Annotated in this window: 14 protein-coding genes; 5 read left to right on the top strand and 9 right to left on the bottom strand. The window is 56.4% G+C overall.

What is annotated here, in order from left to right:
- The first annotated feature begins 83 nt into the window (after nucleotides 1–83).
- Entirely contained in the window at nucleotides 84–1,004 is a 921-nt protein-coding gene (locus ACESQ2_RS14115; RefSeq protein ID WP_224260702.1) for a LysR substrate-binding domain-containing protein, read from the top strand.
- Between the two features lie 39 nt (nucleotides 1,005–1,043).
- Here ACESQ2_RS14115 and ACESQ2_RS14110 read toward each other — a convergent pair whose 3' ends face one another.
- The 7 genes from ACESQ2_RS14110 to ACESQ2_RS14080 form a co-directional block, all read right to left on the bottom strand.
- Complete coding sequence (locus ACESQ2_RS14110; protein ID WP_046877651.1) at nucleotides 1,044–1,817, bottom strand: transporter substrate-binding domain-containing protein; 774 nt, start codon at nucleotides 1,815–1,817, stop codon at nucleotides 1,044–1,046.
- A 35-nt stretch (nucleotides 1,818–1,852) separates the two neighbouring features.
- Nucleotides 1,853–2,647 (bottom strand): CatB-related O-acetyltransferase, encoded by a 795-nt coding sequence (locus tag ACESQ2_RS14105; RefSeq protein WP_014226484.1) that lies wholly within the window; start codon nucleotides 2,645–2,647, stop codon nucleotides 1,853–1,855.
- A gap of 135 nt (nucleotides 2,648–2,782) precedes the next feature.
- Nucleotides 2,783–3,847 (bottom strand): fimbrial protein, encoded by a 1,065-nt coding sequence (locus ACESQ2_RS14100; protein WP_049069001.1) that lies wholly within the window; start codon nucleotides 3,845–3,847, stop codon nucleotides 2,783–2,785.
- A gap of 48 nt (nucleotides 3,848–3,895) precedes the next feature.
- Complete coding sequence (locus ACESQ2_RS14095; protein WP_046877649.1) at nucleotides 3,896–6,430, bottom strand: fimbria/pilus outer membrane usher protein; 2,535 nt, start codon at nucleotides 6,428–6,430, stop codon at nucleotides 3,896–3,898.
- A 28-nt stretch (nucleotides 6,431–6,458) separates the two neighbouring features.
- A complete protein-coding gene (locus ACESQ2_RS14090; RefSeq protein WP_103813796.1) occupies nucleotides 6,459–7,118 on the bottom strand; it encodes a molecular chaperone in 660 nt (219 codons plus the stop codon).
- Between the two features lie 160 nt (nucleotides 7,119–7,278).
- Complete coding sequence (locus tag ACESQ2_RS14085) at nucleotides 7,279–7,875, bottom strand: fimbrial protein (RefSeq protein WP_373170722.1); 597 nt, start codon at nucleotides 7,873–7,875, stop codon at nucleotides 7,279–7,281.
- A 664-nt stretch (nucleotides 7,876–8,539) separates the two neighbouring features.
- On the bottom strand, nucleotides 8,540–10,060 hold the full coding sequence (locus ACESQ2_RS14080; RefSeq protein ID WP_373170720.1) for an aldehyde dehydrogenase family protein: 1,521 nt from the start codon (nucleotides 10,058–10,060) through the stop codon (nucleotides 8,540–8,542).
- Nucleotides 10,061–10,309: 249 nt separating this feature from the next.
- Here ACESQ2_RS14080 and ACESQ2_RS14075 point away from each other — a divergent pair, with 249 nt between their 5' ends.
- Entirely contained in the window at nucleotides 10,310–12,097 is a 1,788-nt protein-coding gene (locus ACESQ2_RS14075; protein ID WP_025107296.1) for a sigma-54-dependent Fis family transcriptional regulator, read from the top strand.
- Nucleotides 12,098–12,110: 13 nt separating this feature from the next.
- Here ACESQ2_RS14075 and ACESQ2_RS14070 read toward each other — a convergent pair whose 3' ends face one another.
- A complete protein-coding gene (locus ACESQ2_RS14070) occupies nucleotides 12,111–12,707 on the bottom strand; it encodes a phosphatase PAP2 family protein (protein WP_042927329.1) in 597 nt (198 codons plus the stop codon).
- A 182-nt stretch (nucleotides 12,708–12,889) separates the two neighbouring features.
- On the opposite strand from ACESQ2_RS14070, the gene ACESQ2_RS14065 reads away from it, so the two are divergent.
- The 3 genes from ACESQ2_RS14065 to ACESQ2_RS14055 all read left to right on the top strand — a co-directional run bounded on the left by ACESQ2_RS14065 (nucleotide 12,890) and on the right by ACESQ2_RS14055 (nucleotide 13,991).
- Nucleotides 12,890–13,189: a helix-turn-helix transcriptional regulator gene (locus ACESQ2_RS14065; protein WP_014226491.1), complete on the top strand. Its 300-nt coding sequence runs from the start codon at nucleotides 12,890–12,892 to the stop codon at nucleotides 13,187–13,189.
- A gap of 9 nt (nucleotides 13,190–13,198) precedes the next feature.
- Entirely contained in the window at nucleotides 13,199–13,720 is a 522-nt protein-coding gene (locus tag ACESQ2_RS14060) for a rhodanese family protein (protein WP_046877648.1), read from the top strand.
- A gap of 91 nt (nucleotides 13,721–13,811) precedes the next feature.
- On the top strand, nucleotides 13,812–13,991 hold the full coding sequence (locus ACESQ2_RS14055) for a hypothetical protein (protein ID WP_014226493.1): 180 nt from the start codon (nucleotides 13,812–13,814) through the stop codon (nucleotides 13,989–13,991).
- Between the two features lie 46 nt (nucleotides 13,992–14,037).
- On the opposite strand, the gene stpA is transcribed toward ACESQ2_RS14055, so the two are convergent.
- On the bottom strand, nucleotides 14,038–14,439 hold the full coding sequence (gene stpA, locus ACESQ2_RS14050; protein ID WP_032750945.1) for a DNA-binding protein StpA: 402 nt from the start codon (nucleotides 14,437–14,439) through the stop codon (nucleotides 14,038–14,040).
- Nucleotides 14,440–14,571: the final 132 nt, after the last annotated feature.

Genomic DNA, 14,571 nt, shown 5'->3' with positions numbered 1-14,571 from the left:
AATGAGAAGAAATAGCCCAACGACAAAGAAAATCTATCTTGATGACCTATACTGAGACGCAAATTCACTGAGGGATATTCACCATGCGTTCGCTTAACCGACTGAAATGGCTTCACGCATTTGAAGCCACCGCCCGCCACGGCAGCTTTACCGGCGCGGCGCGCGAGCTGGGCGTGACGCCCGCCGCCGTCGGGCAGCTGGTCAGGGCGCTGGAAGTGTGGGTCGGCCATCCGCTGCTGCACCGTACCCGTAGCGGTAAAGAGCGTCTCACCCTGGTGAGCGAGGCGCAGGCGGCGCTGCAGGATATTACTCAGGGACTGGATAAGCTGGAGAGCGGACTGAATAAGCTTCGCGGCCGCCGGGCGCGTTCCGTGGTGGTGATTACCGCCTCGCAGGTGCTGATGATGAACTGGCTGATGGAGCGCTTAAACCGCTTCTCTGAAGTCCATGATAATATCGACCTGCGTCTCAACGTTACGGAAAAGCTGATGGACGTGGCCCACGGCGAAGCGGATTTGGCGGTACGCTGCGGTCGCGGCGACTGGCCCGGGGTCAATAAAACCTGGCTGATGGATGAAGAAGCGGTGCTGGTGTGCAGCCCGCTAATCGTCCCGGCAGACAAAACCGCCTGCGGCGAGTGGCTGGCGGCGCAAAAGCTGATTCATGATGATACGCCCTATCCCGGCGCCAGCTTTCCATCATGGGCGGAAGTGCTGGAGGCCGCTCAGGCGCCAACGGCGCGCGATAGCGGGTTGCACATTAACTCAACGTCGGCGGTCATCCTGGCCGCGCTCAGCGGGCGCGGCGTCGCTATTGTTCGCCGGGCGCTGGTACAACAGCTCCTCGCCACCGGCCAGCTCGTTCAGCTACACCCGGCCCGCCGCTGGCCGCTCACCTGGTCCTACTATATTGTGACGCCCCAGCATGCGGTCATGCGCCCGGAAGTGAAGGTGTTTTATGACTGGCTGCTTCACGATGTGCTGGCGGAAAACCCGATACGCTGAATATCTTCCGCCACACCTGCATAGAAAACCTTTATTGCTTTATGGTCTTAGCTGGTCATGAATGCGCCACTTCTGTTTCAGCACGTTTTTGTCCTGGCTGGCCAGCCACTGGTTAACCTTGTCCAGCAGCTGCGGGTTATCTTTATTCATCATATAGACTTTGAAGCTGGCGGTGCCCGGGAACGGCTGCTCATTGGCCACGCAAAACACGCCCGGCTCATTGCTCTGGTAATAGACGCCCTCAATCAGGTCGGTCACCATCATATCCGCCGTTTTCTGCCGCAGCGCTTCAAGGTTATCGATATTGTTTTTCACCCGAATAATCTGCGCCTGCTTGATATGTTCATCGACAAAGCTTTGGTTGGTGCCGCCCGGATTCACCACCACCTTCACGTTTGGCTGGTCGATTTTTTCCAGGCTACCGAGCGCCGGCGCCGCCGCGCAGTTAGCCAGCGCAATCTTGCCGTTCGGCACCACCGGCTGGCTTAACGCGAAATCCTTCGTCCGCGCTGCGGTTTCCGTCACCCCGCCCATGGCGATATCAAACTTATCGGCCTTCAGGTCGGCGGAGAGCGTGGGCCAGCTGGTCGTCACAAAGCTCACCTTTAGCCCAAGCCGCTTGCCGAGATCTTTCGCCATATCAACATCGTAGCCCACCAGCTCCCCGGCTTTATTATGAAACGCCAGCGGCGCGTAATCCCCCGGGACGCCGACTTTCAGTTCGCCGCTTTGTTGAATGCTGTTCATATCGCGCGCCTGGGCGCCAAAGGCGACGGCAGCGATGACGAAAACAAGACCTGACTTCAACTTCATCGTTATATCCTTGTTCAAATGTGAACCGTTTATGATTACACCGCGCTGCGCAGCGGATGCTGTTTATTGTTTATAAAATCTTTAATCATGGATACCGTCAATACCGGCGGCGAGAAAGGCGGCATCGTTCCTTCGGCCACCCGCCCGGCGAGCTGCTCGCAAAAGCGCTCAACCTGATTAACCGGATACCCGGCAATATCCTGGGCGGAGTAACGCCACCATCGTAGCGCCATCAGCTGCTCAATAATCGCCTCGCTGAAGCGCATGCGGATGATCTTCGCGGGATTACCGCCGACGATGGCGTACGGTGCGACGTCTTTGACCACCAGCGCGTTGGCGGCAATGACGGCCCCATCGCCAATAGTAATCCCCTGCGCCAGGGTGACATTCTGGCCAATCCACACATCGTTGCCGATGGTTATCGGCCGGGGGGTTTTTGCAAAAGGATAAAACTGGTTGGTCCTGCCGCTATCGGCAGCCAGCGTCGCCATCACGCCGGAATGATGGGCATAAAACACCGGGCTGGCGCTGGCCCACTCCAGGGGATGTCGGTCGCCGAGCACCTGTAACCGATCGGCAATCGACGTGTAGCGCCCCACGTTAATCAGCGCCGGCAGCAGGGTTCGCGTATAGCTAAAGGCGCCCAGCGAGGCCAGCCGTTCGCCGCAGCGCCCCCAGTAGGTGGTATAGGCCTCGGTGGCTAAGTTTTCCGGTATCTCAATCGACAGGTCGTCACGGTAAAAGGCGTGGCTACAGGCCAGCGTCTGCCCGCCGACAAAAATCCGCTGCGCCTGCAATAGTGGCTTAAGCTCCCCAAAGGCGATTTTCATTATCGATTTTCCCGCACAAAAGTATTCCCGGACAGCCGCTTAATCTCTCGATCATTGATAGCGTACCGATCCGCTCGCCGTGCGAAAAATCGTTATGACTTCTCTTTTTTGTGAGCGACAGCGCGAAAGCGACGGTCAGTTATACTCCAGCGCAAACGTCACCATGCTATTGGCGGTACCGGCGGTTACCGCGTCATCCGTCTGTACGTACTGGGCGTTAAAGTTGATATTTTCCGCCGCCCCCGCGCTGCTGGCGGTAATCCGCTTGAGTACAGGTAAGTTACTGGCCTCATTGATTTTGACGCCGGTTCCGGCGGCGGGCGCTGGGGCACTGTTATTGCCGTAGGTGAGCCTGACGCCCACACCGCTCGCGGAGGCGTTTGCTTTACTTAGCGCCAGTGTATCCGTCCCCCCGGATGGCGAGGTGACGCCAAAAAAGCCGATGCGGATATCGGTTGGCGTGGAGCAGAAGACCGGTATGGAGAAGCGCTTCGCGACGCCGCCGGTGGTGTTTTTGCCCTTAAACTCCGCTTTATTTACCGTGCCGAGGCTAACGTGAATATTCGCGGTTGAAACCTGACAGCTGCCGCTGCTGCCGATATCGACATTCAGCGCCGCCATATCGAGCGTGACCGGCGAGCTGGCGACAAAACCGCTGCGGCTGTCGGCCTGCTGCTGGATAGTGAGTTCGCCAATCTGCGGCTGCGCCGGAACGTTTGCGTGGTTGCCGCTGACCAGGGCGACATTACCGGTCTTATAAAACGTCACAAAGACTTTCACCACAATCTGCTGCTGGTTCAGCAGATTAGCCATCTCATTGCTGTCGCAAACCGTCACGGATTCCCCATTACCGGCCGCATGGCTGCCATCAATAAAGCGAACGGCGCCGCCGCTGCACTGGAAGCCCAGCGAGTATCCTATGCCGTCCAGCGCTGAGGGGAACACGTGCTGACCGCCGATTGACAGCGGCGTTGAGGCCGTTTTTAGCTGCCGATAAACCAGACGCTTTGCCGCCGCTTTCGGCACCTGAAGATCGCAGGAGAAATGAATCCCGCTGCCGTTATCCGCCATCATGTCGGTCATCTGGGTATTCAACGGCAGCGTGGGCAGGTACTTGATATTCTGGACGTTCACGGTCATCTGGCCGATATCTCCTCTGCAGGTTTCCGCCCAGCCGCTGTGGCTATAAATCCCCGCCATCAGCAGGAATAAAAACGATACTATGCGCAAAATCACCTCTGTGCAGACCTACTGGCAGAGGCCAGAGACGGTTTTAACCGGACTCTGCCCCTGCTGTACGGTATCGGTAAGATGGAAATGCAGCGCGCATCTCCGTGAGAGATTGTCGGCGTTCCAGGCGGCATCGAGCGTCCCTTCTTGCGGAATACCGCTCAGATAGACCTGCCCGCCATCCGCCACCATGCCGCCCGGCGCCGCGCCCCGATCGTCTTCTGCTTTACGCAAGCGAACGCTGGCGCCGAACGGCAGCGGGCCGTGGCTATCGCGAAGGGTAAACAGCACGCGGCTGCCGATGTGGGTCTGATAGTTTGCCTGCACCACCGCCCCGCCGCCGGGGATCACCGTCTGTCCTTCAAGTTCAACATCGGCATCGTCGGCCAGCGATTCGGTATCGAGCGTAATGGTGTTTTTGCGATACGCCGTCAGCGAGGGCACCACCGCATAGCCCCGCCAGTCGGTATGCACGTTGCTGCCGTTCTGAATCGCCACGTCGGCGGCACCCGGCGCGCGTACGATGGCAAAGCTTTCGCCGACGGTCTGACCCAGCGTCACGCCATGAGGATGGGCGACGATGGACCCCGATGCGCCCCAGGTCAGCTGATGGCTTGCGCTATCGCGGCGATAGCCGAGCTGCGCGGTTCCATAGCCGCCGTGGTAATCGAGCGATGCGCTGCTGTTGCTGCCCTGGCCGCCGTTAACGTAGCCCTGCTGAAGGGAGTAGTAGAGATTGGGATTGCGCGGAAGCGAACCGTACAGCGACGCCTGCTGCGAGGTGCGTCCGTTATTGTCGGAGGTGGTGCTGTAGCTAACCGCGCTCTCGGACAGCGGGCCGCCAAGCGGAATGCTCAGGTTCAAGGACCACGAGCGATCGTCTTTTTGGCGATCGGATGACTGGGTGTAGTAATAACCCACGCCCCACGAAACGCCTCGCCAGGCGCTGTAAAAACCGAGATGGATCGTTTCATCGCGGCTCTGGCGGTGCCAGTACTCCTGCGACCAGGCGGAAATCGCCAGGCTGCTCATACCGCCAAACGCCTGAGAAAGGGAGACCTCTTCGCGGCTGCGCTTGTTATCCAGCAGGCCATTGCGGCTCTCAAGCGCGCTGGCTTCGCTGAAGTCGTAATAACCGCCTGAGGAGTAGCGATAGCTGGCGAGGCTAAATGAGGTGCCGGTGCCGGCAAAATCCTTCTGGTACTGCACCCGTACCGAATGGCCGGCCGAGCGCTTTCCCGACGGCGTCGTGGTGTTCGCCCATGTCGCATCGCCTCCAAGCGATCCGAGCTCGCCAAAACCGCGCCCGACGCCGAGCGCCCACGACTGGTAATCCTGCGCCAGCTGGCTACCGCCGTAGAGCGTGAATTCAGCCGGTAGCCCATAAAAGAGCGTACCCTGCAAAAACGTCGGCGAGCGCGCCTGGCTCTGCTCCGAATGGTAGCGTCCGGCGCTCAGGCTGAATTTCACGCGTCCTTCCCGCAGCATAAACGGGACGGCTGAAAAGGGCTGGGTAAAGGTCCGCACCGAACCATCGCTCTCTTTTACCTGCACCTCGAGATCGCCGCTTTGCGCCGTTGGATAGAGGTCGTTTATCGCAAACGCCCCCGGCGAGACGAACGTTTCATAGATAACGTAGCCATGCTGGGAGATGGTGACTTTGGCGTTGCTGTGCGCCATTCCGCGGATCGTCGGGGCGAAGCCGCGCTGGCTATCCGGCAGCATTTCATCATCGGTCATCAGCTGAACGCCGCGAAACTGCACGCTGTCGAAAACGTCGCCGGTCGTAAAGGTATCGCCCATCCGCAGCAGGCTTTTGAGTGACTTCAGGTCGCGCTGTAGCCAGGTACTCTGTGAATTCCAGCGCCGGGTCCGGTCATACTCCATCGACGAGACGTTACGCAGGCGCCAGGCGCCGAGGTTAACCCCGCTGCGTAGATTCAGGTAGCTGGAGCGGCTGCTGTCATCCGTCTGCCGGGTTTGCGACCCGGTCAGGTTATAGTTAACAAACGCCGCCGGGATACCATCATCCCAGCGCGCCGGATCCACGTATCCGCGGCTTTGGGCGTTCATGGCCGCCTGGGGAATACTTAAGTTCAGACGCTGAGTGGCGAAATCAAAACGGCTGCTGGCATCGGGGATGTAGCGCTCGATGCGAGTAAACGTTTCTCCCTCATGCAGGGTATTAAACGCCGGGAAAGCGCTGACGTTGACGCCATATTCCGCCAGCTGCGCCGGGGTTAACTGCGGCCGCAGTTCGCCGTTGCTGTCGACAAATGTCACCTCACCCTGGGCTATCTCCTGGTTATTCACCCAAATGCTGACCGGGTATGTCCCGGGCTGCTGGCCGCCTGCTTTAGCAAAATAGTGTAAATCAGCGGTCTTTTGCTGCGGATTGGTAAATTCTAATGCCGCCGGATCAAAGTAGTCCTCCGCCCGCGCGATACCGCTTTGGTACAGCAGAAAAAGCGCCGTCGGCAATAATAAAATCCCGCCGGTTGGCGCCGCGATCGCCGAATAAACGGAAGTCATATCCGAAGTGTTATTTTTCACAATATCCTGACCAGGCGAAGCAAATTAATTACTGTTGCGCGTAATCCGTAATACCACCGAAGTCATTAATGGCGCGCCATTTAACTACCCCGGAATGAGTAATCGGCCACGCTTTATGATCAAAGGGGCCAATCATGCCGGGTTGCGGAATATCTGTAGCGCCAACCGAAATAACAAAAAAGGAGACAAAATAGGGCGTCGGGTTTTGGGCAACCAGCCTGGAACCTTCAATGTTAAACGTCAGCTTGCGCCATGCATCGTCAGGCTCGCCCGCCAGACCATTCGGGCGATAGAAGATCTTAAACTTTGATTTAATATTGACCTGAAGCTTGTTCACTTCATCTTGTTTCGTTGGAGCAATACTTTTCACATTGAGCCAAAAAACGGATTCGCGATCGGTGGGCAGCGTTCCACCAATATAGTTAATACGCAATACGTTCTGCTGTTCAGGATCGAGACGGAAAAGCGGCGGCGTCACAATAAAAGGCACCCGGCTTTTATTGTTTTCCGCATAGTTTTCCACCCACGATTGCACCAGATAAGGTGAATGAGTATCAGCGTTGGTGACCGATATTGCGGCTTCACGTTTCCCTTCCTGATAAACAACACGGGTTCCTCCCATGACAATACCGGCCTGTGCCGCAGTTGATAGCAATAAAAAGGCTATCGCGGCGATCGTTCGTTTCATAATGACTACCGTCCGGGAATAATAAAAGCGGGTATCACTGCCTGAAGCTGATAAATAATCTGCATTAATTATGCCGACCCTATTTCAGCCGGGCGGCGGCTGGCGGCTTACCCGGCGTGGGAAGCCATGAATAACCGCAGCTTTACCCGCTTCCAGGGTATTAGTTGTAAACCATATTGAAGTTGGCCGTACCGTTGGCAGAACCGGCGGAAACCGCGCTGGTTGAGACATAGTCAGCAAAGAATTCCAGATCGGCGGTACCCGTTGCCGGGCCGATCGCGCCAGCGGTAACGCTGTGGCCCCGTGAGACGGCGCCGAGATCAACCGGCGTCGACTTATCATCTTCATACAGCTTTATCGCTACCCCACTTGCGGTACCGTTAATCGCCAGCAGATCGCTATTGTTGGTATCGCGGGTACCGTCAAACAGCACCGAGACGGTGGTAACGGTAGAAGGACAATCTTTCACTTTGATATGGAAGGCGGTTTTGGTCGTTTCAGAACCTGCGCCGGTAAAATAGCTGCTCGCCCATTTCCCCAGATCGACGCTCTGATTTGCGCTGGTGCTATCAACATTACAGGAGGAATCGGTAATCGATCCGGTAAATTCTACCTGCCCACCCGTCCCCTGCGTGCCCGCATTAGAACCGGGGTTAACGGTCATTGCCGATCTGGCGGGTTGTGAAGGCGAGGATAATGCGCTAGCGGACACCAGAGCACCGACAAACATTGCCATAATACGAAATTGCGTTTTCATTATTCATCTCATCTCTAACTTATATTTTCGACAGATTGCGCGCGAGGGATTAAGCCCCGGGCAAATCTGCGTGCAGATCCTCCATGTTAATAATATTCGCGTTCCGTCCGCAGGACATCAGGCAGCAAAAATAAGCTGCTTAATTGGCTATTTTGATAAAAAGAAGTTCTTCGGCGAAATTGATAAACCCTTTATTAAGGTAACAAATAAATACTATCCCTACCGATTACAAATCGCAATATTTTGTTATGTTAATGAAATGCTGTTTTATTTTACATCTAAAGATAATATTAAAAACATTATGCGCATTGTTAATTAATGCAACCAAAAATCACGATGCAATAACATCAAAAAGCAACATCAGGCGGCGTAATTTAACAATCACTTCTAATTTCACCGCGGTTTTTCGGCAATAATTCTGTGAGCAGACTGGGTGTTTACAGAATATTAGGATAAATCTTAGGCTGGCTTTTATCTTATTTTCGTTATCGAATAAACAATAATCACGCGAGTCATTATAAGCAGGAGATATTGATGACAAGTGTATTTCATCTGAAAGCCGGAGAGGAAAGATGAATAACAACATTTTCTTTGTGGAATAATAAACCCGCAATCGATGCTGAAGATTGCGGGTTATCCTAAAATAAATAGCTGACAGGGACGATCAGAACAGGCCCAGCGGCGCGGTACCGTAGCTCACCAGCAGGTTCTTCGTCTGCTGATAGGCATTGAGCGCCATCTTATGGGTTTCGCGCCCTACGCCGGACTGTTTGTAGCCGCCGAACGCGGCGTGCGCAGGGTAGATGTGATAGCAGTTGGTCCACACCCGACCGGCCTTAATGCCGCGCCCCATGCGATAAGCCAGGTTGGTATCCCGCGTCCACACCCCGGCCCCAAGGCCAAACTGGGTTTGGTTTGCAATAGCCAGCGCCTCGGCTTCATCTTTAAAGGTGGTGACGCCGATAACCGGGCCAAAGATCTCCTCCTGGAAGCTGCGCATATCGTTGCGGCCCTGAATCAGCGTCGGCTGAATATAGAAACCGTTATCCAGTTCGACAGAGATGCTGGCGCGTTCGCCGCCGGTCAGGATCTTTCCGCCTTCATCGCGAGCGATCTTAATATAGGAAAGGATCTTATCGAACTGCTGACGCGACGCCTGCGCGCCGATCATCGTATCGGTATCAAAGGGGTCGCCGCGGCGAATTTGCGCCACCTTCTCCATGACCCGCGCCATAAAGGGCTCGTAAATAGACTCCTGAATCAGCGCGCGGGACGGGCAGGTGCAGACCTCACCCTGATTAAAGAAGCCCAGAACCAGGCCTTCAACCGCCTTCTCGATATACTCTTCTTCGCCTTCCATCACGTCGGCAAAGTAGATGTTCGGCGATTTACCGCCCAGCTCAACGGTGCAGGGGATAATGTTTTCCGCCGCGCAGGCCATGATATGGCGGCCTACCGGCGTTGAGCCGGTAAAGGCGATTTTGGCGATGCGTTTACTGGTTGCCAGCGCTTCGCCCGCCTCTTTGCCAAATCCCTGAACCACGTTAAGGACGCCCGCCGGGAACAGATCGCCAATAATCTCCAGCAGCAATGTAATGCTGAGCGGCGTCTGCTCTGCCGGTTTCAGCACCACGCAGTTGCCCGCAGCCAGCGCCGGAGCGAGCTTCCAGGCGGCCATCAGCAGCGGGAAGTTCCACGGAATAATTTGTCCGACCACGCCGAGAGGCTCATGGAAGTGATAAGCCACCGTCGTTTCATCAATCTCCGCCGTGCTTCCCTCCTGCGCGCGCAGGCAGCCGGCGAAATAGCGGAAGTGATCGACCGCCAGCGGCAGGTCGGCGTTGAGGGTTTCGCGGATCGGCTTACCGTTATCCCAGCTCTCCGCTACCGCCAGATATTCCAGGTTGGTCTCAATACGGTCGGCAACCTGCAGCAGCAGATTAGCGCGGTGCTGAGCCGACGTTTTGCCCCAGGCGTCGGCGGCCCGGTGCGCCGCATCAAGGGCGAAGTCGATATCTTTGGCATCAGAACGCGGAAACTGCCCGATGTTGCTACCGTCAACCGGGGAGGTATTCATAAAGAATTCTCCACCGATGGGTTCAACAAATTTACCGTCAATAAAGTTACCGTAGGCTGACTTCAGTGAAACCAAAGCGCCCGGTGTGCCAGGATGAGCATAACGCATCGCGAATCTCCTTCATGTAGGGTTGAGGGCAGCGGCATATTAGTTTTGTACGGCGGCTCGCTGCGTATCTCGTCTATTGCAGGGGTTATGCCATTTTTTATATTTTAAAAAAGAAATTAATTTTCAATAAATTAGATAGGTCACGTCACTTTCTGTCGCACAGAATCTCTCTTATGTGTCGCAAATCGCAACACCACGAAAACCATATAGCTACAATATTGCAACACAAATTAAACGACGAGGTGTCCCGTGCCAGGAAATCCGTTTGCCCTGACGCCAGAGATCGAAGCGAACCCGCTGCTCAGCGACTCCTGGTGCCGTAGCCAGCGCTATGGCCTCGACCCCGCCACGGATGACTTCCCTCGCCTGCACGCCAGCGAACTGGCCGACAGGCTCGCCAGACACAGCCGCCTGCAAACGCTGGCCCAGCCGGTCGTTAATGAGCTATCCCGCAAAGTCAACGCTCTGCAATCCGTCGTGGTTCTCTCTGACGCCAGCGGTCTGGTTTTGCAAACCTTTGGCGATACGCACGCCATGCAGAAAGCGCAGCGCTTCGCTTTAGCGCCGGGCAACCTGTGGAGCGAAAGCGGACGCGGAACCAACGCCATTGGCACCGCGCTGGCGATTGACGACAGCTGCGAAATCGATGGCCGCCAGCATTTTCTGACCAGTAACCAGGGTCTTTATTGCGCCGCCGTGCCGCTGCAAAGTCCCGATGGCAAAATAGCCGGGGTGCTGGATATCTCCGGCCCGGCCCGGTACCCGCACGCCCGCACGCTGGCGTGGGTAAAAGGCGCCGCGAAGCAGATAGAATATCTGTGGGTTAAACAGAGTCTGCATCCGCAACAGTGGCTGATGAGCCTGCATCCTCAGCTGGAAAAGCTCGACGGCGTCGACGAATGTCTGCTGGTCTTTACCGACAATGTGCTGATGGCGGCTAACCGGCTGGCGATGCGCGAGTTCTCACTTAACGCAGATCGGTTCGGCCACCTCACGTTCCAGCAGCTTTTTCCGCAGCTGCGGCAAACCGCCGTCAGCGTACCGCTGCCGCTCGTCGCCGGAGATCGAAACTACTATTACCGTCTACGCGCTCCCGTGACCGCTGGCGTGGCGGTGACCGCGCGCCCCACCCTCGAGCTGCCTTTCTCCAGCCAGCGCGAAGGCGAAAAGCTGCTGCGCCTGCTTAACGCCGGGATTGGGTTGTGTATCGAAGGCGAAACCGGCTGCGGCAAAGAGTACGTCAGCCGTACCCTGCATCGGCACAGCCGCTGGAGCGGCGGCAAATTCGTCGCCATCAACTGCGCCGCGCTGCCGGAATCACTGATTGAATCCGAGCTGTTTGGCTACCAGCCCGGGGCGTTTACCGGCGCAAACAAAAACGGCTACATCGGCAAGATTCGCGAAGCCGACGGCGGCGTACTGTTTCTTGATGAGATTGGCGATATGCCGTTAACGCTTCAGACCCGGCTGCTGAGGATCTTACAGGAGAAAGAGGTCACGCCGCTTGGCGCCAGCCAGAGCTCGCCGGTTAATTTCGCGGTGATTTGCGCCACCCACCGCAATCTGGCGCAGCGCGTCGCGGAAGGGACCTTCCGCGAAGACCTGCTCTACCGCCTGCGTGAGTTTGCTTTAACGCTGCCGCCCTTGCGCGAATGGCCTGAACTATCCGGGTTTATCCAACGATTGTGGCGCGAGCTGGGCGGAGAAAAGCGTCGCATCGCGCTGGCCCCGGAAGTTGTGCAACACCTGACGTCTCATCCCTGGCCGGGCAACGTCCGCCAGCTGCAAAGTGTGTTGAGGGTACTGCTGGCCCTCGCCGAAGAGGGTGAAACGCTGGGGATAGATGATTTGCCCCAGGAGTATCGAAGCCCGCCCGCCGCCCGCCCGCTGCGCGGGCTTCAGCAGCACGATGCGCAGCTGATTGCCGACACGCTGGCAAGCTATAACGGCAACATCAGTAAGGCCGCGCAGGCTTTAGGCGTCGCGCGCAGCACGCTGTATCGCCGTGCGGCCCGTCGCGGAAGCCATAGCGCATAGCCTTCTGATTCGCTCAGGGCGTGAAGCGCGGCGGTAGCCAGGCGAACAGGCGTCTGCTTATCGCTTCACACAGGGAGGTTAAGCGGTGCCCAATGCCCGACCAGATAAGCTTCGCGACGCAGACGCCGCAGGCTGAAACCAACGCCGCCCCCACCATGTCCAGCGGAAAGTGAACCCCAAGAAAGATCCGCGACCAGGCCACGGGCAGCGCCGCCAGCAGCAGAAAGAGCCCCGCGGCGCGTGAACGCAGCGAGAGCAGTGCAAACGCGGCGCTAAACATCACCGTGCCGTGGTCGCTCGGGAAAGAGTTGTCCGCCGGATGATTTATCCAGGTATGGCCGAGCGGGATCATAAACGGCCGCGGATGAAACAGCAGCATTCCGCAGATCGATCCCAATCCCAGCGCGATCAGAATACTCAAGGTACAAAACAGCGCCTGCCGATGACCCTGCCGCCCGCCGGAAAACCACAGCCAGAGCAGAATGGCCGGAACCACAAAGATGATCCCGCTCGCTGAAAAACGCGCCAATGCCAGGATCGCCTCCGGCGTGCCGGGCGATGCGTTCAGCGCTAAAAAGGCGCTTTGATTAAGGGTTTCCAGTACGTTCATGGCGGTAGCTCGCGACAGTCATATTTCCGTCATTATCGCCCCCCTGGCTTAAGTTACGCTTAACCCGGCGCTCAAGAATCGTCCTGGTTTTGGCCACGCTGTTTAGCCACAGCGGCATCCATTGCTGGCGTAATACCCTTTTTTATTTTAGAATTTACTAAATTTAGAAAAGACTAAAATAAATGAATACACCCGAACAGCTACAGGCCAGCGCCGGCGAAGCCGCCGCGCTGCTGAAAGCCATGAGCCATCCCAGCAGGCTATTGATTCTGTGCATGCTATGCGATGCGCCGGGCACCAGCGCCGGCGAACTGGCGCGGATAACCGGGCTGAGCCCCTCCGCAACTTCCCAGCATCTGGCGCGGATGCGTGATGAAGGCCTGATCGGCTGCGAACGTCAGGCGCAGCGCATTCACTACTTCATTACCCGGCCAGCGGTTCAGCAAATCGTCGCCGCGCTGAAGTCAATCTATTGTCCTTAAGGAGCCTTTATGCCTATTGCCACTCTTTCGCCTGCCGAAGCCCAGGCGCTCGTCGCCCGGGGCGGCCGGCTGATCGATATCCGCGATGCCGATGAATACGCCCGCGAGCATATTCCCGGCGCGGAGCTCGTGCCGCTGGCGACGCTGACGAATGGCACAGCGCTGCACGTCAGTCCCGAAGAGACGATTATTTTTCACTGTCAGGCGGGATCGCGCACCCAAAATAACGCAGCCCGTCTGGCGCAGGCCGCCGCACCGGCGCAGGTAAAGCTGCTGGCTGGCGGAATTCAGGCGTGGAAAGCGGCCGGTCTGCCGGTGAAAGAGGATAAATCACAGCCGCTGCCGCTTATGCGTCAGGTACAGATCGCCGCCGGCGCCCTGATTTTGCTTGGCGTCGCTTTAGGTTACGCTTTCAGCAGCGGCTTTTTTCTGCTTAGCGCCTTCGTCGGCGCCGGCTTAACCTTTGCCGGTATTACCGGGTTTTGCGGTATGGCGCGTCTTTTGGCTTTGATGCCCTGGAACCGTCGCTAACCTCTACCTCTTTTGGTCAGCTGTTAGGAACGCTTTTGCTGAGCTATGGTTATTGTCAGCGAAAGATTTATCAGCACACAGGAGAAGCAGTATGTTTTCAGTCGGTGACCTGGTACAACCGCGCGCGGGTGGGCCAAAACTTAAAGTCGTTGAAGTCCAGGACGATCGCATTATTGCCGTTCAGGCAAGCAACGAGCAGGGTGAGAAATATACGCTGAAGGCCGCCGATGTGACGGCTTATAAAGAAGACGGCGATTTTGGCGTGTGCTGATTAAGCCGGCTAACGATAACGGTGGGTCTCCCCACCGTTTTCAATATTAGATCAGGAAACTATTGAGGGATTTTCCCTCAGCCACCGCTTTAGCCAGCGGCTTCGGCATACGTCCCTGCCCGGTCCAGGTTTTCTCGGCGCCGGTATGGTCGGTAAAACGATATTTAGCCGGACGCGGCTGGCGCTTTTTGCTCCCTTTCGGGGAAGCGCTATTGTAGCCCGCTAATTGTTCAGGGGTAATGCCGTCAGCCATCATTAATTCCAGCCAGGTATTTATTTTTTCCTGATGTTCTGCGCGCAGCGCCTGAGCCGCCTGCTCCTCAGCGCGTTTTTCTTCAGTGACGGTCCTTAGCTTTGCCAGCATATCTTCAAGCACGTCAATGGAGAATTCACGGGACATGGCGCGAAGTGAACGGATATTATTCAATTTCTCTAATAGTAATGACATATAATTCAAAAAATTCCCAAATAGCAAATAAAACAAAGATTACGGCGCTAGTTTAATTGATATGATAATGTATTTCCAGCCTTTCACTAATTCCTGATATAGCACCAGAAATGTTTAGCAATTAATAAGGAA

The organism is Klebsiella sp. Q11, from assembly GCF_964241505.1.
Lineage (GTDB): Bacteria > Pseudomonadota > Gammaproteobacteria > Enterobacterales > Enterobacteriaceae > Klebsiella > Klebsiella michiganensis.
This window is presented reverse-complemented; position numbering and strand designations above follow the sequence as displayed.